The organism is Gammaproteobacteria bacterium (assembly GCA_029884425.1).
Taxonomy (GTDB): domain Bacteria; phylum Pseudomonadota; class Gammaproteobacteria; order S012-40; family S012-40; genus JAOUHV01.
The window spans coordinates 1-26,048 of the sequence record JAOUHV010000044.1 but is presented as its reverse complement, the minus strand read 5'-3'; the positions used below and the strand labels follow the sequence as shown (position 1 = coordinate 26,048).

At 52.3% G+C, this 26,048-nt stretch carries 24 protein-coding genes; 21 read left to right on the top strand and 3 right to left on the bottom strand.

Going from position 1 to position 26,048, the window contains the following annotated elements:
- The 15 genes from OEW58_11105 to OEW58_11035 form a co-directional block, all read left to right on the top strand.
- Nucleotides 1-263 (top strand): methyl-accepting chemotaxis protein (locus OEW58_11105; GenBank protein ID MDH5301898.1); only part of this gene is annotated, 263 nt, incomplete at its 5' end.
- A gap of 18 nt (nt 264-281) precedes the next feature.
- On the top strand, nt 282-473 hold the full coding sequence (locus OEW58_11100; GenBank protein MDH5301897.1) for a hypothetical protein: 192 nt from the start codon (nt 282-284) through the stop codon (nt 471-473).
- Entirely contained in the window at nt 464-973 is a 510-nt protein-coding gene (locus OEW58_11095) for a chemotaxis protein CheW (protein MDH5301896.1), read from the top strand. Before OEW58_11100 ends, OEW58_11095 begins: the two co-directional genes overlap by 10 nt.
- Nucleotides 973-3,699: a hybrid sensor histidine kinase/response regulator gene (locus OEW58_11090; GenBank protein ID MDH5301895.1), complete on the top strand. Its 2,727-nt coding sequence runs from the start codon at nt 973-975 to the stop codon at nt 3,697-3,699. Before OEW58_11095 ends, OEW58_11090 begins: the two co-directional genes overlap by 1 nt.
- Entirely contained in the window at nt 3,696-4,712 is a 1,017-nt protein-coding gene (locus OEW58_11085) for a hypothetical protein (GenBank protein ID MDH5301894.1), read from the top strand. Before OEW58_11090 ends, OEW58_11085 begins: the two co-directional genes overlap by 4 nt.
- Entirely contained in the window at nt 4,705-5,772 is a 1,068-nt protein-coding gene (locus OEW58_11080) for a diguanylate cyclase (GenBank protein ID MDH5301893.1), read from the top strand. The genes OEW58_11085 and OEW58_11080 overlap by 8 nt, the downstream gene beginning before the upstream one ends.
- 49 nt (nt 5,773-5,821) lie before the next feature.
- A complete protein-coding gene (locus tag OEW58_11075) occupies nt 5,822-7,921 on the top strand; it encodes a bifunctional (p)ppGpp synthetase/guanosine-3',5'-bis(diphosphate) 3'-pyrophosphohydrolase (protein MDH5301892.1) in 2,100 nt (699 codons plus the stop codon).
- Entirely contained in the window at nt 7,921-8,724 is an 804-nt protein-coding gene (gene mazG / locus OEW58_11070) for a nucleoside triphosphate pyrophosphohydrolase (protein ID MDH5301891.1), read from the top strand. Before OEW58_11075 ends, mazG begins: the two co-directional genes overlap by 1 nt.
- Before the next feature lie 5 nt (nt 8,725-8,729).
- The gene (gene hrpA / locus OEW58_11065) at nt 8,730-12,602 is read left to right on the top strand and encodes an ATP-dependent RNA helicase HrpA (GenBank protein ID MDH5301890.1); all 3,873 of its coding nucleotides are present in this window, start codon (nt 8,730-8,732) and stop codon (nt 12,600-12,602) included.
- A gap of 144 nt (nt 12,603-12,746) precedes the next feature.
- On the top strand, nt 12,747-13,118 hold the full coding sequence (locus OEW58_11060; protein MDH5301889.1) for a DUF3622 domain-containing protein: 372 nt from the start codon (nt 12,747-12,749) through the stop codon (nt 13,116-13,118).
- 389 nt (nt 13,119-13,507) lie between these two features.
- On the top strand, nt 13,508-14,977 hold the full coding sequence (locus OEW58_11055; GenBank protein ID MDH5301888.1) for a PAS domain S-box protein: 1,470 nt from the start codon (nt 13,508-13,510) through the stop codon (nt 14,975-14,977).
- A complete protein-coding gene (locus OEW58_11050; GenBank protein MDH5301887.1) occupies nt 14,970-15,413 on the top strand; it encodes a response regulator in 444 nt (147 codons plus the stop codon). Before OEW58_11055 ends, OEW58_11050 begins: the two co-directional genes overlap by 8 nt.
- Nucleotides 15,414-15,491: 78 nt before the next feature.
- Nucleotides 15,492-17,291 (top strand): EAL domain-containing protein, encoded by a 1,800-nt coding sequence (locus OEW58_11045; protein MDH5301886.1) that lies wholly within the window; start codon nt 15,492-15,494, stop codon nt 17,289-17,291.
- A gap of 316 nt (nt 17,292-17,607) precedes the next feature.
- Nucleotides 17,608-18,246, top strand: coding sequence for an AAA family ATPase (locus OEW58_11040; protein ID MDH5301885.1), 639 nt, complete (start codon nt 17,608-17,610; stop codon nt 18,244-18,246).
- Complete coding sequence (locus tag OEW58_11035) at nt 18,243-18,425, top strand: hypothetical protein (protein MDH5301884.1); 183 nt, start codon at nt 18,243-18,245, stop codon at nt 18,423-18,425. Before OEW58_11040 ends, OEW58_11035 begins: the two co-directional genes overlap by 4 nt.
- Nucleotides 18,426-18,430: 5 nt before the next feature.
- Here OEW58_11035 and OEW58_11030 read toward each other — a convergent pair whose 3' ends face one another.
- Together OEW58_11030 and OEW58_11025 are read right to left on the bottom strand one after the other, a co-directional pair.
- Nucleotides 18,431-19,135, bottom strand: a complete 705-nt coding sequence (locus OEW58_11030; protein ID MDH5301883.1) for a 2,3-bisphosphoglycerate-dependent phosphoglycerate mutase — start codon at nt 19,133-19,135, stop codon at nt 18,431-18,433.
- A complete protein-coding gene (locus OEW58_11025; protein MDH5301882.1) occupies nt 19,132-19,764 on the bottom strand; it encodes a histidine phosphatase family protein in 633 nt (210 codons plus the stop codon). Before OEW58_11025 ends, OEW58_11030 begins: the two co-directional genes overlap by 4 nt.
- A gap of 185 nt (nt 19,765-19,949) precedes the next feature.
- On the opposite strand from OEW58_11025, the gene OEW58_11020 reads away from it, so the two are divergent.
- The 6 genes from OEW58_11020 (at nt 19,950) to queA (ending at nt 25,483) form a co-directional block, all read left to right on the top strand.
- Entirely contained in the window at nt 19,950-21,731 is a 1,782-nt protein-coding gene (locus OEW58_11020) for a beta-lactamase family protein (protein MDH5301881.1), read from the top strand.
- A 13-nt stretch (nt 21,732-21,744) separates the two neighbouring features.
- Nucleotides 21,745-22,053, top strand: a complete 309-nt coding sequence (locus OEW58_11015) for an antibiotic biosynthesis monooxygenase (GenBank protein ID MDH5301880.1) — start codon at nt 21,745-21,747, stop codon at nt 22,051-22,053.
- A complete protein-coding gene (locus OEW58_11010) occupies nt 22,050-22,544 on the top strand; it encodes a TIGR02444 family protein (protein MDH5301879.1) in 495 nt (164 codons plus the stop codon). Before OEW58_11015 ends, OEW58_11010 begins: the two co-directional genes overlap by 4 nt.
- Before the next feature lie 75 nt (nt 22,545-22,619).
- A complete protein-coding gene (locus OEW58_11005) occupies nt 22,620-23,051 on the top strand; it encodes a PilZ domain-containing protein (GenBank protein ID MDH5301878.1) in 432 nt (143 codons plus the stop codon).
- Nucleotides 23,052-23,132: 81 nt separating this feature from the next.
- Nucleotides 23,133-24,455 (top strand): tRNA 5-hydroxyuridine modification protein YegQ, encoded by a 1,323-nt coding sequence (gene yegQ, locus OEW58_11000; protein ID MDH5301877.1) that lies wholly within the window; start codon nt 23,133-23,135, stop codon nt 24,453-24,455.
- Between the two features lie 2 nt (nt 24,456-24,457).
- Complete coding sequence (queA, locus tag OEW58_10995; GenBank protein ID MDH5301876.1) at nt 24,458-25,483, top strand: tRNA preQ1(34) S-adenosylmethionine ribosyltransferase-isomerase QueA; 1,026 nt, start codon at nt 24,458-24,460, stop codon at nt 25,481-25,483.
- Between the two features lie 53 nt (nt 25,484-25,536).
- On the opposite strand, the gene OEW58_10990 is transcribed toward queA, so the two are convergent.
- Nucleotides 25,537-26,048, bottom strand: a 512-nt coding sequence (locus OEW58_10990; protein ID MDH5301875.1) for a hypothetical protein, incomplete at its 5' end; no start/stop codon positions are given.

Below are 26,048 nucleotides of genomic sequence, written 5' to 3'. Positions count from 1 at the left end.
ACGAGGTGCAGATCGTCAGCAAGCAGCAGTCGGAAATTATCGATCTGGTAGAAACGCTCAGTCCGCGTTTTGAGGCGGTGCATCAAGCGATGCATTTCCAATCTCAAGGGGCGGAGCAAATTAACGAGGCGATGATCAAGCTGAACGAAGATGCACAACAAACCGTTGAGTCGCTGCGTTTAGCTAATCGCGCCACTTACCGTCTGAATGATTCCGCCCAATCCTTGCAGGCGAGTGTGTCTCGCTTCAAGGTGGGCAAATAACCTTTGCGATGACGCTGTATGACCGGCCAACGCCAGCAAGACATTATCAGCAACGCCTGCTGGCGCCACATCGGTGTGCTGGGGGACAAGCCCGGCACCTGTTCTGAGTTGGCTCGGGTAATTCACTGCCAAACTGTGACGTATTTGCGAAAGCGGCTCGAGAATTATTTGATCGGCGCGCACGCAGTGGAGAGCAGCCATTGCCATTGACGGCAACGGGCGATGAGCTGGTGTCCCATGGTGACGCATCGTTATTGCCACTGCGCCTGGGCAGCACATGGATTGGTATTGCCACCGAACAAGTTCACCTCATCAGTCAAATTGCCGAAGTCCATCGCGTACCATTTCGCAGTAATGAATGTGTGCTGGGCGTCGTTGCCGTTCAGGGGGAAGTGATGCCCTGTATATCGCTGTCTGCCTTGTTGGGAGTGGCGCGCGATGAAAAAAATCAGCGCAGAAATACGCCTGGACGCTACGAGCGAATGGTGGTGCTCAACTACGGCACATTGCGTGTGGCCACCGCAGTGGATGAAGTGCGCGATGTGACACATTTCTATTTCAAGGAATTGCAAGAGAAAGTGGAATGCAGTGAGGCAGTTAGGCATTTCATCAAAGGTGAATTGCGGGTTTCTCAACGGGGGGAATCCTATGCCATTTATAAGCTGGACATGACGTTGTTGGAGCAGCGGATACGCAAGGAGTTGGCGTAATGTCAGATTACGGGTCCATGTCGATGATCGAATTATTCCGCATGGAAGTGGAAGGTCAGTTGGATTGGCTCAGTGATCATTTGTTGCCGTTGGAAAAGGAGCCGCAATTAGCAGTGACGCAGTGGGAAGGATTGATGCGTGCGGCGCATTCCATTAAGGGGGCGGCACGCATGGTGAAGATCGGTGCGGTGACTCGGTTGTCACACGCTATGGAAGATTATTTTGTGGCTGCGCAGCGCGGTGAAGTTGAGCTGTCCATTGATGGCGTAGATTTTCTGCTAAAACTTACTGACAAAATTCGCGGTATTGTTGTGCTGGACGAGGATGACCTGATGTCATACGAATCTCGGCACGAAGGTGAAATTTCAGCTATTGAAAAACAAATTTCCAATTGGCTTCAGGCAGGGACTGGTCATAAAAACCAAACTCCCCCCAAAGGCACAAATAATCCATCAGCCAAAAAAGAAATAGATTATAGCACGGCATCGATGATGGATCTGTTTCGTGTTGAAACTGAAGCACCGTTGACAGAGTTGCTGGATGGGCTGTTGTCCCTGGAAAAAGAGGGAAATCTGGGTGTTGAACAATGGCAGGCCATGATGCGAGCTGCTCACTCGGTGAAAGGTGCTGCGCGGATGGTGGAGATTTCTGCCGTTGTGCGTATTGCACACGCGATGGAGGATTGTTTTGTTGCGGCACAAAATCAGCGTCTGCAGTTGCGTGGTGAAGATGTAGATTTTTTGTTGAAGCAGGCAGATCAGCTCAAGTTGATGCTGGCGGCCAGCGATGAGCAGTTGCTGGGGTGGGAGGCCGCACATGAAGCCGAGCTTTCTCAAGTTGAAAAGCGTATTCAGCAAATTTTGGCGTCATCGAACAAGGTTGAATTAGTTGGCAATAATGTTGTTGAAAAAAGTGAACCGCTAACAGATCGAGTCAATGAATCCGATGTGGCGTCCAGTACTCCAGCGGCTAATCGCAGTAGTGAACGTGCGCTGCGTGTTTCGCCTGCCCGGCTCAATCGAATGCTGGGATTGACCAGCGAAATCGTGGTTGAAGGTCGGCGTTTAAGTTATCAATTGCAGGCGCTGGCACAAATCAAACAGCAGCAAAGCCGATTGGTGGCAGAGATTAATCGTCTTCGCAGTAAGTTGAGTAACATTGAGCTCGATAGCGCGCTATTGCAGCAGTTGCGCAGTACACACAAGCTGGCTGAGGATTTGCGAGAATCGCTGACGTCGCAATTTACCGAGCTGCAAACCCACGAACGTAGGGCGCAGAGTTTAAGTGACCAGTTGCATTTTGAGGTGTTGGCCAGCCGCATGCGGCCATTTTCAGACGTGACTCAGGCATTGCCACGCCTGGTGCGGGATTTAGGCCGTAACCTGGGAAAAGAGGTTCGTTTGACCATAAGTGGCCTGGGTACCTTAGTGGATCGCGATGTGCTGGAGCGCATTGATACGCCACTAAAACATTTGGTGCAAAATGCGGTTGATCACGGCATTGAGCTGCCTGGTGAGCGACAGCGGGTTAGAAAAACAGCCGAAGGCGAATTGCGGCTGCAAATCAGTCAGAGTGCGGGCATGTTGTTTGTTGTGCTGGCAGACGATGGTGCAGGTATTGACCTAAATAAATTACGTCGTCGCATTATCAGTAAAAAACTGGCGACCGCCAATGAACTCGCGCCGCTGGATGAAATGGAGTTGTTGGACTTTTTGTTTGTTCCAGGTTTTTCTACGCGTACCGAAGTCAATCAATACTCCGGTCGTGGCGTAGGTTTGGATATTGTTAAAGACACGGTCAAGTCTCTGGGGGGAAGCATTCATGCCAGCACTACCCCTGGGGTTGGAACACGGTTTCAAATGTTGCTGCCGCTGAGCATTTCGGTCATTCGGGTGTTGCAAACCACGATTTGCGGTGAGGCATTCTCTATTCCGTTGGGGCGTATTCATCGCTTGCTGGTTGTGCCATCCAGTCAGTTGCAATGGCAAAATAATCATTCACGAATTCAGATTGATGGTCGCTGGGTTAATTTATTTCACGCCAACTCAGTGTTTGGTGGACGCGTCCCTGACACGTTTCCGGACGAGTTGGATGTGATTGTGTTGGGTCAGGCGCCGCAGTTGCATGCTTTGGTGGTCGAGCGAATTTTTGGTGAACAGGAAGTTAGTCAGCAGCGAATGGATCACATGTTTGGTCAGTTGCGCGGCGTCAGTGCCGCGACCTTGCTGGATGATGGCAGCTTGTCACTGATTGTCGATTGCGATGACTTGCTGCAGATGTTTGAGAATTATCGTCGCGACAGCAGTAATGTGGATGTCAGTCAGTTGGTGGCGCGTGCGTGGACTCGGCGGCGGCGAGTACTCATTGCCGAGGATTCTACGGCCATGTGTGATATTCAACGCGAGTTGCTGGAAGCAAAGGGATATGAAGTTCAGGTAGTGCACGATGGATTTGCTGCGTGGGATGCGTTGAATAATCACGATTACGATTTATTGATCAGTGACATTGATATGCCGGGCGTGGATGGTTTGGCCTTGCTTGAGCGCTTGCGCGCCAACGAGCGTAGTTGCGAAGTGGCGGTGCTGTTACTGACTCGACTGGATCAAAGCATGGTGGAAAAGCGAATTGCTGGTGACCGGCGAACCGTTTACATGAACAAGGCGGATTTTGACGACCAGTCTTTCCTCAGTCAAATCGGGCATTTGCTTGGCTGGAGGTCAGAATGAAGGTCGGGGTGGCCTGTTACACGCCTAAAATTATGGCATTGGTGGCCAGTTCGTTGCGCGGTGTGCGCGGAATGCGCATTACCTGGATGACCAGCGATGCGGATGAATTGAGCATCTTGTCGGTACAAAGCCCGGCTGATGTGGTTTTGATGTGTGTCTCGTTTGTGCGTCGTAGTACTCAGGAGCAATTGCGTGAGCTGTGTCAGGATTTGCAGGTACCAGTGATTTTGCTGATCGAAAGCGATAAAAACGAGGCCGATGATGTCGCCAGGGCGATGAGTTGTGGTGTCAAAGGGATTAGTGTCATTGATTATGCACTGTTCGAGAAAGGGGAGGGGGCAAATCAATTAGTACTGAATATTTCTCGATTTGCACGGACAAAGGCTAAAGCAAACACGCGCTTAGACGTAAACAGCCAAGAGGACTTGGGCAAAAAAAGGCAGCATTACCTGGTGGCGGTTGGTTCATCCTCGGGTGGGCCGCAGGCGCTGATGGAATTGCTGGCAGCGATGTCGGGCAATTCAACAGCCAGTTTTGTGATTGCCCAGCACATGGACAAGGAGTTTGTTCCTCGATTTGCACAGTGGCTGGAGCAACAAAGTGGTTTTACGGTCAAGCTGATTGATGAAGGCGAGCGTTTACGGCCGAGTATGGTTTATCTGGGTAATGGTCAGGGGCATGTGGTGTTAAAACGTGGTCAAACCTTGGGTTATCAAGTGGCGCAAGCTGGCGAGCCATATTGCCCGTCAGCGAACGTGTTATTTCATAGCGTAGTCGATCGGGCGCGGCTTCCCTGTTGTGCAGTGTTATTGTCTGGCATGGGTGAAGATGGGGCTGCAGGCATGCTGGAAATGAAGCAGGCGGGATTTTATACCGTGGCCCAGGACGAAAAAAGTGCGGCGGTGAATGGCATGCCAAAAGCCGCAGTAGATTTGGGGGCTGCCACCGATGTTTTGGCAGCGGCAGATATCGCTAAGGCGTTAATGCGACGCTACGAGGCGGATCATGGATAAGCAACAACCAGAGCAGTTCAGCACAGAGGACCAAGCGATTACCTGTATTCGTAATCCTGTGGTGCTGTTGGTGGATGATCAGCGCATGGTTGCTGAGGCCATCCGTCGTATGCTCGCGGATGAGCAGGATATTGCATTTCACTATTGCAGCGATCCGTCACAAGCGATGGAAATGGCAGATCAAATCAAGCCGACGGTGATTTTGCAGGATTTGGTGATGCCGGACATTGATGGTTTGACGCTGGTACGGTTTTATCGCGCCAATACGATTACAGAAATGGTGCCAGTGATTGTGTTGTCTTCGCGTGAGGATCCACGTGATAAAAGCTTGGCATTTAGTGCCGGTGCCAGTGATTATCTGGTCAAGCTGCCGGATCAAATTGAATTGATTGCGCGCATTCGGGCGCACACTAAAAGCTATTTGGCGCAGATGGAGCGCGATGAAGCCTACCGACAGTTACGTGATTTGCAGAGAAGGCTGGAAGACAGTAATGCCGAGTTGCAGCGACTTTCCAGCCTGGATGGCTTGACGGGAATTGCTAACCGTAGACGGTTTGATGAATTTCTGGATACCGAATGGAAGCGTGCCATGCGCACCAAAACCAGTCTGGCATTGATACTGGTCGACATCGATTATTTCAAACCCTATAACGATAATTATGGCCACCAGGCTGGCGATGAATGCCTACGATTAGTGGTGGAATGTTTGAACAAGTTTTTCCGCCGATCCACTGATTTGTTTGCCCGCTATGGTGGTGAGGAATTTGTTATTGTGCTGCCGGAAAATGATTTACGCTCAGCATTTCAACTGGCGAAAAAACTCAATCAGGCCGTGAATGAACTGAATATGCCGCATGGCTACTCCAAGGTGAGTGACCACGTGACCATCAGTCTGGGTGTGGCCTGTTGCGAGCCCGCCATCGATTGCGATACGACCACCAGTTTGATTGAAAAGGCCGACCAGGCGCTTTACGACGCCAAGGAAAGTGGCCGAAATCAAGCCAAGGCCGCCAAGCCCTGCCTGACCCAATATGGCCTGAGCGAGGCCGATCTGGACTAGATTCACCGCCACCCTGTGCCCCCTGTGATCTTCGCGGTACAATAGCGCCATGAAAATGAATTACGTCTTCAATCCCGATGCCAGTTGGGGCCGTGCCGCCATTGCCCAGTTGGAAATCGCCCATCAATTGGTCGAAGAAGGCCGGTCCAGTCGCGTGGACCTGGCAGATGAACTCGCCGGGATTCTGAATCAGCTTAATGTGGATTACGAACTGATCGTTGCCGGTTTTTTGTACGAGGCATTCGATGGTGAGCTTGCTCGTCAAGCCGCGATTGAAGCCCGGCTGGGGGCGCGTATCGGCCAGTCCTATGGCGAGATGTGTCGCCTGCTGGACGTGAATGCGCCCTGGCTCAGTGGTGCGGATTTGAAATCCGGTGGTCATCAATTGATGCTGCTGTCGATGATGAAAGATGTCCGACTGGCATTTTTATTGTTGGGGCATCAACTGCTACGCATGCGTCACCTGAAAGGTGCGCCCGCCGACATGATCAAGCGCGAAGCCGCATTTACCCGTTACGTGTTTGCGCCCATGGCCAATCGGCTGGGGATTGGTCAGCTCAAGTGGGAGCTGGAAGATCTGGCGTTTCGCTTTTCGCAGCCTGAGGAATATAAACGCATTGCCAGCGCGCTGGAGGAACGGCGCGTGGATCGCGAGCGGTATATTCAGCAGGTGGTGGGCGAACTCAGTTATGCGCTGCAGGCGGCGCACATTCAAGCCAAGGTTTATGGTCGGCCCAAACATCTTTTTTCCATCTGGAAAAAAATGCAAAACAAGGATCTGGATTTTAAAGATCTGTACGACGTGCGCGCTTTGCGGGTGATGGTGGATGACATTACCCAATGCTATGCCGCGCTGAGCGTGGTGCATACCGTGTGGCCATTTGTGCACGGTGAATACGACGATTACATTGCTGCCCCCAAAGCCAACGGCTATCAATCACTGCACACCGCGGTGCATGGGCCCGAAGGAAAAACCATTGAAGTGCAAATTCGCACCCATGAAATGCATGAATTTGCCGAGCTGGGTGTGGCAGCACACTGGCGCTACAAAGAAGGCGGCAGCAGCAAGCGCGATGAGGCCCTGGAAAAACGCATAGAATCGCTGCGGATGATGTTGTCTGGCGATGTCTGCCCGGTGCCCGGGCTCGAAGATAGTCGCGATGAAGCGCACATCTACGTGCTGACTCCGCAAGGCAAAGTGGTAGAGCTGGTTGCCGGTGCAACACCGCTGGATTTTTCCTACAGCGTGCACACTGAACTGGGGCACCGTTGTCGCGGTGCCAAGGTTAACGGCCAGATGGTACCGTTGACGACGCCGCTGAGCAGTGGTCAGGAAGTGGAAATTATCACCGCCAAAGAAGCGCGTCCCAGTCGCGATTGGTTGGTGCCGCATTTTGGTTATCTGAAAACATCACGGGCGCGCAGCAAGGTTAAAGCCTGGTTCCGTGCGCAGTTTCGTCGCGAACATATCGAAAGCGGCAAGGGTACGCTGCAAAAAGAAGTGGGCAAAGACAAGCTGGCCGGTTGGCCTTGGGATGCCCTGTGCAAGCGATTTAATTACCAGACCGCAGAAGATATTTATGCCGCCGTTGGTCGTGGTGAACTGGGTTTGCAGCAGTTGTTGCACGCCGTGGAAGACTTGCAGCCCGAAACACAGCCAATGCAGGATGACGATGTTCACCTCACCAAGGCAACGCTCAACAGCGGCAAGGTGGTGGTGCAAGGCGTCGGTGATTTGATGACTAGCCTTGCGCGCTGCTGTAAGCCGATGCCAGGTGATGATGTGGTTGGATTTATCACTCGAGGCCGTGGTGTGACGGTGCATCGTCGCAGTTGTTCCAATGTTGAGCACATGCGCGCGCTGGAACCTGAACGATTCATTGATATTCACTGGGGTGGCCGCGGCAGTTTTGAAGTGGACATTGAGATTGAAGCCATGGATCGTTCTGGCTTGCTGCGCGATGTTACTTCGGTGCTGGCAGGCGAAGAGGTCAACGTGCTGGCCGTCAACACCCACAGCGATAGAAAGGTTCACAGTGCACACATGCGTTTGACGCTGGAAGTGCGTGGTGGTGATCATCTGAATCGTGCGTTGGCGCGATTGTTACAGATACAAAGCGTGCTGGAAGCACGGCGGGTAAGTAAATAATGCAAGATTTAAAAAATATTCAGGCGCTGTTGGATATCATGGCGCGTCTGCGTGATCCGCAGTCCGGTTGTCCCTGGGATCAAAAACAAACTTACCAAACCATCGTGCCGTACACGCTGGAAGAAGCCTATGAAGTGGCCGAGGCCATCGAAAACAACGACTATGCCGAGCTGAAAGACGAGCTGGGTGATTTGTTGTTCCAGGTTGTGTTCTATGCGCAGATCGCCAAGGAAGAAAAGCGTTTTGATTTTGCTGATGTGGTGCAGGCAATCTCCGAAAAAATGCTGCGCCGCCATCCGCATGTGTTTGCCGATGTTCAGGTCAACAGCACTGATGACATTAAGCAAAACTGGGAACAAATCAAAACCGCCGAGCGCGTGGCCAAGGGCAAGGCCGAGCAGGTGCCCAGTGCAATGGATGGCGTGACCAGTGCATTGCCAGCGCTGACCCGGGCAAAGAAATTACAGACCAAAGCCAAGCGCGTTGGTTTTGACTGGCCGGATGTCAGTGGCGTGTTTGCCAAAATCAATGAAGAGATCGACGAAATCCACGACGCGCTACAGCAGGGTGATCAACAGCATATTCAGGACGAAGTGGGCGATTTGTTATTCGCCGTGGTGAATCTGGCACGCCATCTTGGTGTGGACAGTGATGCTGCTCTGCGTGGTACCAATCGCCGGTTTGAACAACGTTTTCGCACCATGGAACAATTGGCGCGAGACGCAGGCGAAGAATTTGCGCAACTGCCGCTGGATCGGCAGGAAGCGCTGTGGATTAATGCCAAGAAAAAACTGCAAGACTGATCGCCGTGTCCCATTCGTTATCATCCCTGCGTGAGCAGTTAGCACAATGTCTGCTCAAAGATCGTCATGACCTGAGTCGGCGCATTGGCCAGCTCGAGCAGCGACAAAAACAAAATCAGCCGATAGACCAGCCACTGCAAAAAATAGCTGATGCCGTGGCGCAATCAATGGCCGTGCGTGCCCAGCGCAGCATGCAGGACGTTGTGCTGGAATACGATTCACAATTACCGGTGGTGGAAAAGCGCGAAGAAATTGCCCGCGCCATTGCCGAGCACCAGGTGGTGATTGTTTGCGGCGAAACCGGCTCAGGTAAAACCACACAGTTACCCAAAATCTGCTTGGCCCTGGGGCGTGGAGTGGATGGATTGATTGGCCACACCCAGCCACGTCGTATTGCTGCGCGTAGCGTGGCGGCGCGCATAGCTGAAGAATTGAAATCAGAACTGGGCAGCCTGGTTGGTTTTAAAGTGCGTTTTTCTGATCACGTGTCAGAGCGCTCACGCATCAAACTGATGACCGACGGTATTTTGCTGGCTGAAACCCAGGGCGATCGATTCCTCAATCAGTACGATACGCTGATCATTGATGAAGCGCACGAACGCAGTTTGAATATCGATTTTTTGCTTGGTTATCTCAAACAGTTGTTGCCCAAACGTCCCGATCTGAAAGTGATTATCACTTCGGCCACCATTGATCCGGAGCGGTTCTCGCGGCATTTCAACAATGCGCCGATTATTCAGGTGTCAGGTCGCACCTATCCGGTGGAGATTCGCTATCGCCCGTTGCTGGGCGAGGATGACGATGAGCGCGATGGTTGCCTGGAACAAGCTATTATTGATGCCGTGGATGAATTGCACCGTATTGGCCCGGGCGATGTGCTGATATTTTTACCCGGTGAGCGCGAAATTCGCGAAACCGCTGAGGCGCTGCGCAAGCATCATCCGCCGGGCACAGAAATTCTGCCGTTGTTTTCACGCCTGAGTGCCGCAGAGCAAAATCTGATTTTCAAACCCAGCGGCGGTAAACGTCGCATTGTATTGGCGACCAACGTTGCGGAAACCTCGTTGACCGTGCCAGGCATTCGCTATGTGATAGACACGGGCTTGGCGCGCATCAGTCGCTACAGCTATCGCAGTAAGATTCAGCGACTGCCCGTCGAGGCCATTTCTCAGGCATCGGCCAATCAGCGTAGCGGTCGTTGTGGGCGTGTGTCGGCGGGAGTGTGTATTCGCCTGTACAGTGAACAGGATTTTAATTCCCGCGCCGAATTTACTGACGCAGAAATTTTGCGCACCAATCTGGCCAGCGTTATTTTGCAAATGGCGGCGCTGGGCTTGGGCGATGTCAGCCGTTTTCCGTTTGTTGATGCGCCCGATGATCGTCTAGTGAAAGATGGTCAGCGCTTGTTGTTTGAGCTGCAAGCGGTGGACGAAAAATTCCGTCTCACCGAGGCTGGACGCAAACTGGCGCGCCTGCCAGTGGATCCGCGATTGGCGAGGATGGTGATCAGTGCCGGTCAATGGGGCGCACTGCACGAGGTGCTGATTATCTGTGCGGCGCTCAGTATCCAGGACCCGCGCGAACGGCCGATGGAAAAGCAGCAGGCGGCGGACGAAAAACATCGTCGCTTTGCGGATGAGTCTTCCGATTTTATTGGCTTCATCAACCTGTGGAAGTATTTGCAGGAGCAGGAAAGGCATTTGTCACAAAACAAATTCCGTGCCTTGTGCAAAAAGGAATTCATTTCCTATGTGCGCTATCGCGAATGGCGCGAAGTGCTTGGCCAATTGCGGCAGATCGCAACCGAGCTGGAGTTGCGTGAAAATGACAATGACGCTGATTTTTCGGCCATACATCGCAGTCTGCTCAGTGGTCTGCTCGGCAATATCGGCCTGAAGTTGGAGAAAAACGAATTTCTCGGTGCACGCAATCGTCACTTTCATATTTTTCCTGGTTCAGGGCTTTTCAAAAAATCACCGCAATGGGTGATGGCAGCGGAGATCGTCGAGACCGCGCAGGTGTATGCGCGGGTGGTGGCGAAAATTGATCCTGACTGGATAGAGCCGATGGCGGTGCATTTGATCAAACGCAGCTATTTTGATCCGCACTGGGAGAAACGGGTGGGCGAGGTCGCGGCGTTTGAACGCGTCAGCTTGTACGGTTTGCCGGTGGTGGCAAAACGAAAAATTAACTACGGCCCGATCGAGCCGGCAGAGTCGCGCGAAATTTTTGTTCGCCATGGTTTGGTCACGGGTGAAATCAATACTCACGCAGCATTCTTTAAACACAACCAGCAATTGGTGGCCGAGGTGGAAACGCTGGAGGCAAAGACCCGTCGGCAGGACATTATGGTCGACGATGAAGTGCTGGCGGAATTTTATCTGCAGCGCATTCCCGAGCAGGTCTATTCGCTGAAAACATTTGATACCTGGCGCAAGCAGGCCGAGCAGGAAAATTCCAAACTGCTGTTTTTGACCATGCAGGATTTGATGCGGCAACAGGCGGATCATGTTACTGCCAATCGCTACCCGGAGCAGTTGAGTCTGGCGGGTAACACCTACAGGGTGTCGTATCAGTTTGAACCGGGCAATGAAAATGATGGCGTCAATTTGCACGTGCCACTGGGATTGCTCAGCACGTTGCCGGAAGCGCCATTGCAATGGCTGGTGCCAGGCATGCTGGAGGAAAAACTGCTGCAGCTGATCAAAAGTTTGCCAAAAAGTTTGCGTAAAAATTTTGTTCCAGCCCCCAATTTCGCGCAGGCCTGCCTGCAGAAGATGACGGCGAGCGACAAGGATGATCTGCTGGAAAGTTTGACCCATCAGTTGAAACGCATGACCGGTGTCGAGGTGCCGCGTGACCAGTGGCAAATGCAAAACCTGCCACCGTTTTTGTTCATGAATATTTGCGTACATGATGAAAATGGCAAACTAATCGCCAGTGGTCGTGATCTGAATGATTTGCGTGCGAGGATGAAGGGCAAGCTGGACAAAAGCTTTGCCAAGCTGCCGGACAATACTCTGGAGCAGAGTGGCTTGCAGAGCTGGAGTTTTGCCGACTTGCCTGCGCAAATCGATATTAAGCAGAGTGGCATGGCCGTCAAAGGTTATCCTGCGCTGATCGATGACGGCGAAAGTGTGGCGATCAAGGTGCTGGGGGATCCCATCGATGCCCGACAACAGCACGCGCAGGGATTGTTGCGGCTGTTCATGTTGTGTGCCGGTAAACAGGCGAAGTATCTGCTGAAAAATTTGCCGGGAATTGATCGCATGTGTTTGCAGTATAGCGCTGTCGGCAAATGCAATGATCTCAAGGAAGATTTTGTTCGTGCGGTCTTTCGCGAAGTTTTTCTGGCGGACAATGCCGATATTCGAACTCAGGCTGAATTTGAGCAGCGGCTGCAGCAAGGTTCGCCCAAACTGGTCAGCATGACAAACGATTACTGCAAGGCCGTGGCTGAGGCTTTGGAAGCCTATCACGAGCTGAATAAAAAACTAAAAGGACGTACTTCGCCGTTGTGGTTGCATTCATTGGCGGATATAAAAAATCAGGCCGCACAACTTGTTCACGAAGGTTTTGTTTGGTCCACGCCGTGGAGCTGGCTGCAGCATCTGCCGCGCTACCTGCAGGCGATGTTGCGCCGTATTGATCGTCTGCCGGGCAATGAGACCAAGGACAGGGAGCGCATGCTTAGCTGTCAGAAGCTCTGGGAGTTGTACCAAACTCGCGCTGCAGAGACGGACCGCGCCGAGTTGGTCGAATTCCGCTGGATGATCGAAGAGTTGCGGGTTTCGCTGTTTGCGCAGGACCTGAAAACCCTCAAGCCGGTTTCGGACAAGCGCCTGCATGAGTTGTGGAGGGCCATCCCCAAGGGGTGACACAGATCTGTTTTCCGGGATGAAACCTGTCTCTGATCAATGGTTTGCCTTTTTCTGACCCATGATCAGTTACTCCAGGAGGAGGGATGGCGGCGGCCAGAGTGGGCCTTGGCGGTGTTTTGTTACCATGCCGGGGATGTATCCATGATAAAATCCGCGCCGGACCGGCATGCTTGGGGCGATGATCTAGGCATGCGGCTCCCGGACCAGATACAGAGTGATGAGATAGAACTGATGGCAAAGAGTAAAAAATACGAGTGCGTGGTTTCCGAAGAAAACGGGAGCTGGCGCGCTGATATCGTCCGTAAGGTGTCACGCACCAAGGTGCTGGTGACCATGAGCAAGGACGGTTTTTCCGACGATGATGATGCCATGGACTGGGGCAAAAAAGAGATCTCAGTGCTGCTCAAGGCGCAAAACGCAAAAGAGCGGCAGAAGCGTCGCGAAAAGGCGGAAGCCAAAGAGTGGGTCGAACAAAGCAATATCGACAAAGCGAAGGCGAAGACAAAACGCTAATTGACTTTCTGCCGGAGCAGCTGCCAGGCTGCTCCGTTTATTCCCGCCTCTTCTTTTTAATCCGCGTAATATATTTTTGCCACAAGCTGTTATGCAAGCATCTAAATTTATTTGCCATTAATTGCCTAGCTGGGCTGTGTCAGACCATTTAAAAAATTATTTCTATTGATTGTGGTTAATACCACTATTTTTGTGGCGCGCTGGAAAGGCTTGTTGCCATCAGTTGTGCTCAATCCAGTATTTCCCCATTTTTGCTGCCATGAATTCTCTAGGCAGTTACAAATATTTACTTAATTGCTGTCGCCAAATTACGTTAACGGTCTGGTGATAACAATAATTATCCAAATATTTTATTCCATCAGACGGTTCTAAAAATTAAGGAGGTCAGGGTGGAGGCGCGTTCATTCGACCAATTTAGTAATGGCACGGCGGTTTTTAGTCAGGAAGTGCTTAATGCATTTCCTGCCGGGGTTATGGTGTGTAATTCAAAAGGCGTCATAGAGCAATCGAATGACGAACTGTGTCGGATGTTTGGTTATGAGCAAGGACAGCTGGACGGAGCTTTAATCGCATCCTTGATACCCGATGATAAAAATAACAACCATCAGGTCCTCCTCAGTGGTTTTTTTAATTTCCCGGAAAAACGCATCATGGGTAGAGGCCGGGAATTGTATGCCAAACGCAAGGACGGCAGCCAGATGATGGTGGAAATTGGTTTGAATCCCGTGTCTACCCCGCATGGATTAAGAGTGGTCGCTACGGTGGTTGATGTGGCATCACGTTATGACATGGAAAAAAATTTCCGACAGGTGGTGGATGCGGCGCCGGTGGGTATGCTGATTATTGATATGAATGGAACGATTACACATGCCAATCAACAATTAGAGCGAATTTTTGGTTATACGCTGGCAGACATGCAGGGGAATCCGGTGGAAATGCTGTTGCCGCATCGATATCGTGGATCGCATGTGGCTTTGCGGCAGGGGTTTGTTGGCCAGCCTGCGGTCAGAGCAATGGGTGGAGAGCGGGATTTAACCGGATTACACAAAAATGGCGAAGAAATTCCGGTTGAGATTGGTCTTAATCCAATAAAGTTTGGCAGTCAGATGAGTGTTATTGCAACCATTACCGATATTACTCAGCGAAAGCGGGCCGAGTTAAAATTGCAGCAGGCAAATGCAGACCTGGATGAATTTACTTATGTGGCGTCTCACGACTTGAAATCACCGTTGCGCGGCATAGGCTCGTTAATTGAGTGGATAGAGGAAGATTTGGGTGAAAATATTTCTGCGGATGTAAAAAATAACATTGAGCGAATTCATCTGAGAATCCATCGAACTGAAAAACTTATAGAAGATTTGTTGTCCTATGCAAAATCTGGCAAGAAACAGGGAGAGGCCAAGAAGTTTAATATTGGAGAATCGCTGGATAGCGTTCTGTCCGTGCTAGATATTCCGCCCACTTTCAAGATTGAAAAGCAGGGATACATGGGAGATATGCATTCCTACGATGTTCCTCTCGAGACTGTATTGAGAAACTTGATCAGTAATTCCATAAAGCACAATGATAAAGGGGCTGGAAATATCCGTATTGTTGTGGATGAAGATGGTTCTGTGTGCAAGTTCGAGGTTAGTGATGATGGACCCGGTATTCCATCGAATGCCCATGAGCGGGTGTTTAAGTTATTTCAGACACTATCGGCAAATGATAAAACCCGATCGGGGGTTGGTTTGGCTGTCTGCAAACGTTTGGTAGAGGCGCATGGTGGTTCCATTCGTGTTGCCTCTAATGATGGGAGCCGAGGTACAAGTTTTTATTTTACATGGCCTCGCTATGCAAGGAGTGATATTAATGACTAATTCAGAAACGATTACTGTGCTATTGGTTGACGACGATGATGTTGCCTGTGAGTCAGTAATACGCAGTTTCAAAAAAAATAATGTTCAATTTCCTGTGGTGACCGCAGGCGATGGTCTTGAGGCGCTGGCCATATTGCGCGGCGAAAACAAGGAAAAAGTTATTAACCATCCCTATGTCATTCTGCTTGATTTGAATATGCCGAGAATGAATGGATTTGAGTTTTTACAAGAGCTTCGCGCGGATGAAAATCTTTCATCGGATGTTGTTTTTATCCTGACCACATCTAATGATGATAATGACCGTACCCGAGCCTATGCGGAGCATATCGCTGGCTACATGGTTAAATCGTTGGTTGGGCCACAGTTTGCCAGATTGGCGCACTTGCTGGTCGGGTATCGAGAGGCCGTAAGGTTGCCATTGCGAGCCGCGGGTTAATGATGGGCGTTTTTTCACCTCGTCATGGTGCTGTCGATGCTTTTGGTGGATTATCGCTCAAAGGGTGGTGGTTTTTCTATGATGTCATCGAAAAAATATTCTGACTCCATAGATATTGACATGTTGTCTAATATCGGAGGCGATCACAAAATACGCATCGCAGTAGTTGATGATGACGATGTCGATCGTGAACGGATTTGCCGTTTTTTAGGAAAGATATCAGTAGATGCTGAAATTGTTCAGGTAACATCTGGAAAGGCTGCTCTGGCTTTGTTAAAAGAGCAGCCGTTCGATATTTTGTTACTGGATTATCGGCTTGGTGATATGACCGGAACTGAGCTTCTGCAGGCGCTGGAGGGCGAAAATCTTTCGCATGTGCCCACCATTATGATTACCGGTATGGGCGATGAAAAAACGGCGGTAAATGCACTTAAGCATGGTGTTCATGATTATCTTCCTAAGCGTGGCTTAACGGCGGAGACGCTGTTTTCGGCGATGGAGTCAGCGTTGCATGCTGCCAACTTGGAAAATAAGTTGCGTGAGGCGAATGAAAATCTGCGAATCTTAAGTTTGTACGACAGCCTGACCAAATTACCAAACCGAAATTTATTTTTTGACCGATTAAAGCAGTCCATTCTTTCCGCTTCAAGAAATAATGCCAGCTTTGCTGTGTTGATGATTGACCTGAATTTGTTCAAAGAGGTGAATGACAGTTTGGGGCATGCGGCGGGAGATGCGGTGCTGGCTGTTATTGGTGATCGATTGCAGGCGGTAGCGCGACGCAGCGACACCTTCGCCAGGGTTGGGGGGGATGAATTTGCAGCGATTCTGCACGATGTACAAACCGGGCAAGATGCTTTGATGTGCGTTGAAAAAATAAGCGCGGCCATTTCCCAGCCCATTGCTGTAGGCGATAATATTGTGCAAGTGGGGGCGTCCATTGGAATTGCACGATATCCACACCATGGCAATGCACATCAAACGCTGATATCGAACGCCGATTTCGCAATGTACAGTGCCAAGCGTGCGGGTAGAAAATACGAGGCGTATCAGGATGGCAGTAATGATAGTGATTCGAAAATTCCTGTCACTCAGTATTTGATTAGCGGAATTCGTGAGCGGCAGATGTTTTTGGAATATCAGCCCAAGGTGAGTTTGATTGATAATGAGGTTTTGGGGGCTGAGGCATTGATCCGCTGGAATCATCCGCAGTTTGGCATCATTATGCCAAGTAATTTTATTCCCATGGCCGAGCGCAGCGACCTGATTTGTGAGTTGACCTATTTGAGTATCGATATGGTGTTTGAGCAGCTTCATGTCTGGAAAAAAGCAGGATATAACATTCCTGTGGCAATTAATATTTCTGCCAGAATGCTCGACAGTTTGCCGTTTCTTCGCTGGATGGAAGACCGGATTGTATCGTGCGGCATTGATACCTGTTCTGTTACCTTGGAAATTACCGAAACGACACTGGCATCCAGTAGTCATCAGGCCTATCAAATTCTTGGGAAACTCAGCTCGTTGGGATTCTCCATTAGCATTGACGATTTTGGCAGCGGGTTTACTTCGTTTAAATCAATTCGTAATGTTGAAATCGATGAATTGAAAGTGGATCGTATGTTTGTTGAGAAAATTCAGCCCGGCAACAAGGATCACGCCATCGTAAATTCCATGGTGAGTCTGGCAAAAAACCTTGGTTTTAGCGTGGTTGCTGAAGGAGTTGAGACCAAAGAGCAAGGAGATATTTTGCTCAGCCTGGGATGCGAATATGCGCAGGGCTACGGTATTGCCCGACCCATGCCCGCCAACGCGTTACTCAACTGGATAGATGCCTATTACGCTTCGTTGAATAAATCTTATCCACGTAAAGCGGCCTAATTGATGTCTGGCAAGTCAAGACGCTTAACTGTACATTTCTGTGACGGTTTTATGACGAATCTATGCTCTCCATCGCTGTATAGCATGAGTGAAGACTCAATCTTGATGACTCTGGGTGTGACAGCTCGTTTCTAGTCCCGTTTATTGTTGGCTGGTCAAAAAAGCGCGGCATGGCCGCGCTTTTTTATTTTGTGGTGGTATAGTCATTGTTGGTATAGATGGGATGCAGGGATAGGTATTGATTTATGCTATTTGCATTTTTTTATAAACAATGGTTATATCATCGGCAGATAAACATGGCTGAAGCGAACAGGGCATGACAGCGCAGATATTGGCGATTTCCAATCAAAAAGGTGGGACCGGCAAGACCACTCTCAGTATGAATCTGGCGGCTGGGCTGGCACGGCGGGGGCGAACCCTGGTGGTGGATGCTGATCCGCAGGGATCTGCCGGGCAGTGGGCCGGGCTGGCACCGGATGCGCGGCCTTTCCCGGTGTCGGTGATCAATGTCGCCGGCAATCTGGCGCGCGAGGTGAACCGGTTTCGCCAAGACTACCAGTACGTGGTGATTGATTGTCCGCCGACGTTGGAGACCGAGGTCAGTCGTCTGGCGATGTCGGTTGCGGACAAGGTGCTGATTCCGGTGCTGCCTTCGCCAATCGATCTGTGGGCCAGCGTGCGTTTGGCAAAGACGCTGGAGCAGATGCGACTCAGTCATCCGCAGTTGCAGGCATTCATGGTGGTGAACCAACTGGAATCACGTAATGCCTTGTCGCGGGCGATGCAGCAGGCGCTGATGGAGTTTGAAATTCCGGCGCTGAATGCCATGCTGAATCGACGTTCAATTTATCGCACCAGTGCCATTGAAGGGGCGAGTGTGTATTGTGTCGGCAAGCGCGGCCAGGCGGCTGTGCAAGAAATAGATTCGTTGATTGATGAGGTAATGCAGAAATGACGCAAAAATTGGCAGACAAATTGAGCGCCAGTGTACGCGGCGCGAAAAAAAATCAGGACAGGGACGACGCTGTAGAACAAGTGCAGCAGAGCATTCCTTTGGCGGATTCGCGTCGTCGGGCAGATGATGAGGATGCTCCGATTCGATTCATCCCTTCGCGCCGCGTTTGGCCGGATTGATCGGTTTACTCGGCGGCCAGCCACTGGCTGTCGAGTAGGCGCATGTGCTGGTCAAAGTAGTAGACCAGCGCCTGGGCGGAAGGAATTTCCACCTGTTCGATGTCTTTGGGCGAAATATCTTCGACGTGCATGCGCAGTGCGCGCAGCGTGTTGCCGTGGCTGACGACCAGCAGGCGTCGTCCGGCCTGGATGCGAGGCGTGAGGGTTTGTTGCCAGTAGGGGATGAGTCGCTGCTGGCATTGTTGCAAACTTTCGCTGCCGGGCATTAGCTGCGGCTCGATATCACGGTAAAGTGGGTCGTGGCGAGGATGGCGCAGGTCGCTGTGATCAAGAGCGGGCGGTGCATCGGTGAAGCCGCGCCACCAGCGGCGTGATTGTTCTTTTCCCCATTGGGCAAAAATCTGTTGTTTGTCGAGCCCCTGTAGCTCGCCATAGTGGCGCTCGTTGAGTCGCCAACTGGTGTGCATGGGAATCGCGGGATGTTGGGCGGCAAGCAGTAATTGTTCGGCTGTCTGGCGAGTGCGTTTGAGTGCTGACAGATGGACTTCGTCAAATGCAAAATCGGCCTCGGCGATGATGCGGCCGCAGAGCGCGGCTTCTTGCAAGCCGATGTCGGTGAGCGCGATATCGGTCCAGCCGGTAAAGCGATCGGTCAAATTCCACTCACTGTGGCCATGGCGCAGCAACACCAGGCGAAATGGCGCGCTCATTCGACTGAGTCCAGGGTGACGCGACCCAAGTGCTGATGCTCATCCCAGCTACGCAGTTGCCATTGTCCGGCGCGATGTTCAAACCAATTGAGTGCGCAGTTGGGAACGGCAAAATCCCGCGCAGATTCCAGTGACCGACCGGTTGCGTGACGGTAGAGCACATCCAGTACACCCGCATGACAAATCACCGCAATCTGCTGTTTCCGATGACGGCTGGCCAGTTCATTGAAAATCGTGATGACGCGTTGGCTGAAGGCCAGCAGGCTTTCGCCGGTTTCAAAATCGTAATGCAAATCGCGGACGGCGTAACGGGCGTGGGCTTGAGGATGCTTGGTTTTAGCTTCGTCTTTGGTCACGCTTTGCAGAATGCCGTAGTGGCGTTCGCGCAATTGCTCTGACACGATCACTTCCAATGATTCACGGCTGGCCAGTGCCTTTGCGGTGTCTAGCGCGCGAGATAAATCACTGCTGTAAATTGCGCTAAAAGTGTGATGTGCTGCGTTGAACGCCATGGCCAGCGCCTGGGCGCGACCAGTGTCGTTGAGTGGAATGTCCAATTGGCCCTGAATACGTTTTTCACGGTTCCAATCAGTTTCGCCGTGGCGAATGATACAGATTCGGGTGGTCACGGAATTTTTTGCCGCATGTACAGTGTCTAATGTGAAGTTACTATCGCAGAAAAGGGACTGCGGTGAAAGCAGGTTTTGCGTGTGGGTGAAGTGGGGCGGCGGCACGATGCTGGGCGTTCGAGCCTGAAATTTGCTGTGCCAAGTGGGGCCAGGGGATGGGAATTCGAGGGAAACGTGTGGTTGGAGTGAATAAAGTGGGAGCTGCAGGGCGTTCGCGCCGTTTTTATTGCGCCATCGGGATGTTGCTGGGGATCATCAGTTGCGGGACGGTGAGCGCCGAGTCCGTGGTTCGCAGCGCGCCGGATTATGCGGTGGTCGCGCAGCAGTTGCGCCAGCAAATGACCGAGCTGATGGATGACGAAGACATCGCCGGGATGAGTATTGCCCTGATTGATGGCGATCGTATCGTTTGGTCGGACGGTGTCGGTTATGCCGACAAGGAAAATAAAATTCCTGCCACCGCACGCACGGTGTATCAGCAGGGTTCCATTTCCAGCACATTCACCGCGCTGGCGATCATGCAACTGGTGGCGCAGGGAAAGGTTGATCTGGATGCGCCAGTGACGCGCTATTTGCCACAGTTTTCCATGGTGATGCCGGCTGGGCAGTCGTTGCAGGCGATCACCATTCGGCGCTTGCTGTCGCACCACGCAGGTTTGCCGCTGAGCCAGTTTAAAGGCATGTGGGAAGAGCAGCCGATTTCGCTTCAACAATGGCAAACGCAAATGAAAGACGTTGCCGCTTCGTATCCGGTGGATTACGTGTTTGCCTATTCAAACCTTGGCTACGATTTGCTGGGGCGAGTGGTTGAGGTGGTGTCAGGCCAGCCGTTTGCGCAGTACATGCAGCAGAAAATTTTCACACCGCTGCGCCTCGAATCGTCGGGCTACAGCTTGCGTGATAAATACGCACCGCGCATGGCGGTGGGTTACAAAAAACAGGAGCGGCGGCCATTGCTGCCCACGCGGGATTTGCCTGCAGTAGGGTTGAATTCCAGCGTTGAAGATGTGGCGACGCTGGCGATCCAGATGATGCAGCGCGGCGGTGATGGCGTGCTGCCAGAGCATTTGCGTCGGCAGATGATGTCGGTGCAAAACAGTCAGGTGGAACGGGACCTGGGGCGCGACGTGGGCTTTGCCTGGCGACTGGGTCCACTGCCGGCAATGCGCGAGTATCAGATGGTGTGGAGTCTGGGCGCGGCCATGACTCATCGCAGCCGGGTGGCGTTTGTGCCGGAGTTAAATATAGGGGTTGTCGTTGCGGCCAATTCGTCACAGTCATTTCGGGCGGTGGAAAAAATGAGTAACGCTGCGCTGCGGGTAATGCTGGAGGCGCGGCTGGGGCGAGTGCAGGCCAGTGATGAGGTGTCGGTTCCACCGTTGGCCACCGCGCTTGAACCTTTCGCGCCGGCTTATGCAGGATTTTTGGGGTTGTTGCAGGTGACGAAAGACGGTAATGAATACGATGTGAATTTGTTGGGCTGGGATTTTCGGCTGATTCCGCGCGGCGATGGCTGGTATCGGCTGGAGTATGATTTGTTTGGCCTGATTCCGTTGAAGTTGGACTGGATTGCGCAGGTGAGCGTGGCGGCGACCAGTGTGCAGGGGCAGCGGGTGGCGGTGGTGTCGTATCTTGGCGTAAATTACTTGTTTGCCCAGGCATTGGCACCGGTGAAACCAACGGCGGTTTGGAACTCGCGGCGTGGGCGTTATGCGCCGGCGCAAATGGATTCGTTGCTGCGGCATTACGAGGTGACTGCGGGCGAGTTGAAATTTGCCGACGGTTATTATTTCTTTGAGTACAAACTGCCATATTGGGTGCCGCTGAAAATGCGTCTGCCATTGGTGCCGGTGTCGGCGCAGGAAATGCGCATTCCGGGGATAGGTACGGGATTGGGCGAACGGGTGAAATTTGATGCTCAGGGACGGGCGTGGTATTCCGGTTACGAATTGCAGCGAGTGAACTAAAGGAGAGTCAGAAATGTTTGTGGTGACCAATCGCGTGCCGGTGGCAGCAGGCTACGAAGATTTGTTTGAGCAGCGTTTTCGCAAGCGCGCCGGGCAAATCGACAAACAACCGGGATTTGTACGCATGCGGATTTTAAAACCGGTGAGCGAGCAGACGCCGTACGTGGTGGAAACCACCTGGGCCAGCGAGCAGGCGTTTCATGACTGGGTGCAGAGTGCCGATTTTAAAACCGCACATCAGAATCCCATGCCCAAGGAAGCGTTCACACCCGGTGGAGGGTTGGAGCAGTTTGAGGTGATTATCAGCGCGGAGGCGCCATGAGTTCATCGCGTATTGATCGTTTGGCGGCTGATTTCTGGCAATTCAGCGTTGAGCGTTACGAGCAGCCTGCGATGAAACAAACCTGTTTGACGTTGCAGGACAAATACGGCTTGAGCGTGAACATGTTGCTGTTTTGTTTATGGCAGGGCGAGCAGCGTCAGGTGTTGACCGCCGAATTTTTTGCCAACGACATAGCCGCGTTTGAACGAATGAATCGTGAGGTGCTGATCCCGTTTCGTCAGCAGCGGCGGTCGGACAAACAGCAAAATGCGGCGTGGCTGCGTTCAACCGTGCTGAAGGTAGAGTTGGATTTGGAGCGTCAACTGCAGCGGGAATTGATCAATGCCGTGGCGACAAGTCGTCATGTGCAGCGGGCGACACAGGCGGCACCTGCATTGATCAGTTTGGGCAATTATTTGCGGCACCAAGGACTGGCGCTGGATGAGGCGTTGCTGGGGGAGATAAAAATGTTGCTCAGCAAGGCGGAATGAAATTGGCATGGATTGGTCTATAGTTATGAAGTTCGCCAACAACAAAAAAAACGACTTGGCCAAGGAGATCGACACATGCGACGTTATATTCGCCATCCATCGGATATCCCAATTGAATTTGAAGTAGTAGGCGCCCAGCAGGGTGGAAATGAGCGGCTGACCAACGTGAGCTTGGGCGGGTTGTCATTCGTCTGTTCGCGGCAGGTGGAATTGGGCAGTTTGGTGCGGGTCCGCATTTCGGCGGTGCAGCCACCGTTTGAGGCCAGTGCCCATGTCCGCTGGTGCAAGCAATTGCAGGGCGGTGGCTACGAGGTGGGCGCCGAGCTGTTGTCCCAGGACGAGGCGTTCAAAACCCGCATGGTGGAGCAGGTCTGCCATATCGAGCACTACAAGCGCGAAGTATTTGCCCGTGAGGGGCGGCAACTGACCGGCCAGCAGGCCGCCGCCGAATGGATTTCCCGCTACGCGGCGTCCTTCCCCCGCATCGACCAGCCCGAAGCCGTATAGCTGAGTGATTTACAAGGTTTTGCCCCAATCCGGGCGCGTAGGGTAGAATACGCGCCCGTTTCGTTTGAGTAGTATTTAGCCATGTCCATTGAACTGTTATCCCCCGCCGGGACCCTGAAGAACATGCGTTACGCCTTTGCCTATGGCGCCGACGCCGTGTATGCCGGTCAGCCGCGCTACAGTCTGCGGGTGCGCAACAATGATTTTGACATGGACAACCTGCAGGTGGGCATCGACGAAGCCCATGCTTTGGGCAAAAAATTCTTTGTGGCCAGTAACATACTGCCACACAACGCCAAGCTGAAGACCTACATGACCGACATGGCGCCAGTGGTGGCCATGGGCCCGGACGCGTTGATCATGGCCGATCCCGGCCTGATCATGATGGTACGCGAAAAGTGGCCGGAGATGCCGGTGCATCTGTCCGTACAGGCCAATACCATGAACTGGGCGGCGGTGAAGTTCTGGAAATCGGTGGGCATTGAGCGCGTCATCCTGTCACGCGAGCTATCACTGGACGAGGTGGAGGAAATCCGCCAGAAATGTCCGGACATGGAAATCGAGGTGTTTGTCCACGGCGCGCTGTGCATTGCCTACTCCGGTCGTTGTCTGCTGTCCGGTTACATTAACAAACGTGACCCCAACCAAGGCACCTGCACCAACGCCTGTCGCTGGGACTACAAGGTCCACGAAGCCGAGACCGATGTTTCCGGCGACATCAAAAAAATCGAGATGCCGGTCATCATGAAGCCCGGTCAGGTCGAAGGCATCGAAGAAAAAGTTTACATGTTCGAAGAGGGTGGCCGCCCTGGCGAGCTGATGCCGGTTTACGAAGACGAACACGGCACCTACGTGATGAACTCCAAGGACTTGCGCGCGGTACAGCACGTGCAGCGCCTGATGCAGATTGGCGTCGACTCACTGAAGATTGAAGGCCGCACCAAGTCGCACTACTACGTGGCGCGCACCGCGCAGGTGTATCGCATGGCGATTGATGCCGCACAGCGTGGTGAAAACATCGACAAGGATTTGATGATGGCGCTGGATAATCTGGCCAATCGTGGTTACACCGAAGGTTTTTATCGTCGTCACGTGCCTGAAGAATATCAAAACTACGCCACCGGCAATTCGGTGGCGACCCAGCAGCAATTTGTCGGCGAAATCACAGCGGTGGATGAACAGAATCGCTGGGTCGACATCGATGTGAAAAACAAATTCGGCGTGGGTGACAGTCTGGAGCTGATGCTGCCTACCGGCAACATTAATTTCAGTTTGCCGGCGATGACCGATCAGCGCGGCCGCGAAATGCAGGAAGCGCTGGGCGGAGGTTATCAGGTGCGCATTCCGTTGCCGGAAGCAGCCAAGGGCGATGTGTCACTGGGATTGTTGATGCGCAACTTCTGATCATGCAACTCTCCGATTTCCAATTTGATCTGCCCGACGAACTGATCGCGCAACGCCCGGCGGCGGAGCGTCAGGGCAGTCGTTTGCTGAAACTCGATAAAATCAGCGGCGAGATTGCCGATCTGCAGTTTCGCGATATTTTCGATTTGATTCAGCCCAATGACTTGCTGGTGTTCAATGATACCCGCGTGATTCCTGCGCGTCTGTTTGGGCAGAAAGACAGCGGCGGTGCGGTTGAGGTTCTGGTCGAGCGCATTCTGAATGAACACGAAGTGCTGGCCCATACCCGTGCCAGTAAGTCGCCCAAGCCGGGTCGCAAGCTGATTCTCGAAGGCGAGCTGGAGGCCGAAGTCTTGGGCCGAGACGGTGACTTGTTTCATCTGAAATTCCTTGGTGAGCGTTCGGTGCTGGAACAGCTGGAAGCCAAAGGCCGTATTCCGCTGCCGCCCTACATGGAACGCGAAGCCGATGATGACGACAAGGTGCGATACCAAACGGTGTTTGCCCGCGAACCCGGTGCGGTGGCGGCGCCTACCGCTGGTTTGCACTTTGATGAAAACATGATCGCGCGTCTGAAACAGAAAGGTGTTCACACGGCATTTGTGACTTTGCATGTTGGCGCAGGTACGTTTCAGCCGGTGCGTGTGGATAATGTTCACGAACATAAAATGCACGCCGAGCGCATTCATGTCAGTGCCGAAACGGTCGATGCCATTCGCGCAACCAAAGCGCGTGGTGGCCGGGTGATTGCGGTGGGAACCACCGTGGTGCGTTCGCTGGAAAGCGCGGCACAGGCCCATGGTGGCGAATTAAAACCGTTTGAAGGTGACACCGAAATTTTTATTTTTCCCGGTTATGAATTCAAAGTGATCGACGCACTGGTCACCAATTTCCATTTGCCCGGTTCGACCTTGCTGATGCTGGTGTCGGCGTTTTGCAGTCGTGAAAAAATGCTCGCCGCGTACGAGCATGCAGTGCGAGAGCGTTACCGTTTTTTCAGTTATGGCGATGCGATGTTGATTGCCTAGCAGGATTTTATACGGCAATAAAAAAGGGCTCCGATGGGAGCCCTTTTTGTTTTTTATTTCAGTACCGCGGCGGTGATTTGCGTGTCGTTGCTCCAGGTCAGGCTGGCGTTGTTCTGGCCGTTGGCGCTGAGCGCGAAACTGTAGGGGTCTTTGATCTCGCCCAGGGTTTCGATGTTGCTGATGCCGGTGGCAAAACTGTAGCGGACAAATTTGAGCGCATTGTGCGAGCCGGTGCGGGGATCATTCAACTGCGTCCAGGCCAGCGCGACGCTGTCGCTGCTTAGTTTAGCCAGGCGCGGACTGAAGGCATCTAGGCGAGACTGCGCAACAGAGAATGCGTCGCTCCAGGTAGCGTTAGCAAACGTGGCCAGACGCAGCGTATCTGTGACATTGTTGTTCCAGTCGTTGATCAAACCATCGACGTTGGAATAGCGGTGACGCTGAATCCAGCTGGCAACGACGCGACCATTGGCGACGCTAACGATGCGTGGTTCCAATTGATTCAATTGGGCTTCGTTCACGGTGGCTGTGTTGGCGTCATCAGTCTGTAGTGCTTGTGCTGTGC

Excerpts from the sequence above, each read along its gene's own strand:
- OEW58_11100 (MDH5301897.1), top strand. The coding sequence starts at position 282 with ATGACCGGCCAACGCCAGCAAGACATTATCAGCAACGCCTGCTGGCGC.
- OEW58_11090 (MDH5301895.1), top strand. The coding sequence starts at position 973 with ATGTCAGATTACGGGTCCATGTCGATGATCGAATTATTCCGCATGGAA.
- OEW58_11085 (MDH5301894.1), top strand. The coding sequence starts at position 3,696 with ATGAAGGTCGGGGTGGCCTGTTACACGCCTAAAATTATGGCATTGGTG.
- OEW58_11080 (MDH5301893.1), top strand. The coding sequence starts at position 4,705 with ATGGATAAGCAACAACCAGAGCAGTTCAGCACAGAGGACCAAGCGATT.
- OEW58_11075 (MDH5301892.1), top strand. The coding sequence starts at position 5,822 with ATGAAAATGAATTACGTCTTCAATCCCGATGCCAGTTGGGGCCGTGCC.
- mazG (MDH5301891.1), top strand. The coding sequence starts at position 7,921 with ATGCAAGATTTAAAAAATATTCAGGCGCTGTTGGATATCATGGCGCGT.
- OEW58_11060 (MDH5301889.1), top strand. The coding sequence starts at position 12,747 with ATGATAAAATCCGCGCCGGACCGGCATGCTTGGGGCGATGATCTAGGC.
- OEW58_11050 (MDH5301887.1), top strand. The coding sequence starts at position 14,970 with ATGACTAATTCAGAAACGATTACTGTGCTATTGGTTGACGACGATGAT.
- OEW58_11045 (MDH5301886.1), top strand. The coding sequence starts at position 15,492 with ATGATGTCATCGAAAAAATATTCTGACTCCATAGATATTGACATGTTG.
- OEW58_11040 (MDH5301885.1), top strand. The coding sequence starts at position 17,608 with ATGACAGCGCAGATATTGGCGATTTCCAATCAAAAAGGTGGGACCGGC.
- OEW58_11035 (MDH5301884.1), top strand. The coding sequence starts at position 18,243 with ATGACGCAAAAATTGGCAGACAAATTGAGCGCCAGTGTACGCGGCGCG.
- OEW58_11030 (MDH5301883.1), bottom strand. The coding sequence starts at position 19,135 with ATGAGCGCGCCATTTCGCCTGGTGTTGCTGCGCCATGGCCACAGTGAG.
- OEW58_11015 (MDH5301880.1), top strand. The coding sequence starts at position 21,745 with ATGTTTGTGGTGACCAATCGCGTGCCGGTGGCAGCAGGCTACGAAGAT.
- OEW58_11010 (MDH5301879.1), top strand. The coding sequence starts at position 22,050 with ATGAGTTCATCGCGTATTGATCGTTTGGCGGCTGATTTCTGGCAATTC.
- OEW58_11005 (MDH5301878.1), top strand. The coding sequence starts at position 22,620 with ATGCGACGTTATATTCGCCATCCATCGGATATCCCAATTGAATTTGAA.
- yegQ (MDH5301877.1), top strand. The coding sequence starts at position 23,133 with ATGTCCATTGAACTGTTATCCCCCGCCGGGACCCTGAAGAACATGCGT.
- queA (MDH5301876.1), top strand. The coding sequence starts at position 24,458 with ATGCAACTCTCCGATTTCCAATTTGATCTGCCCGACGAACTGATCGCG.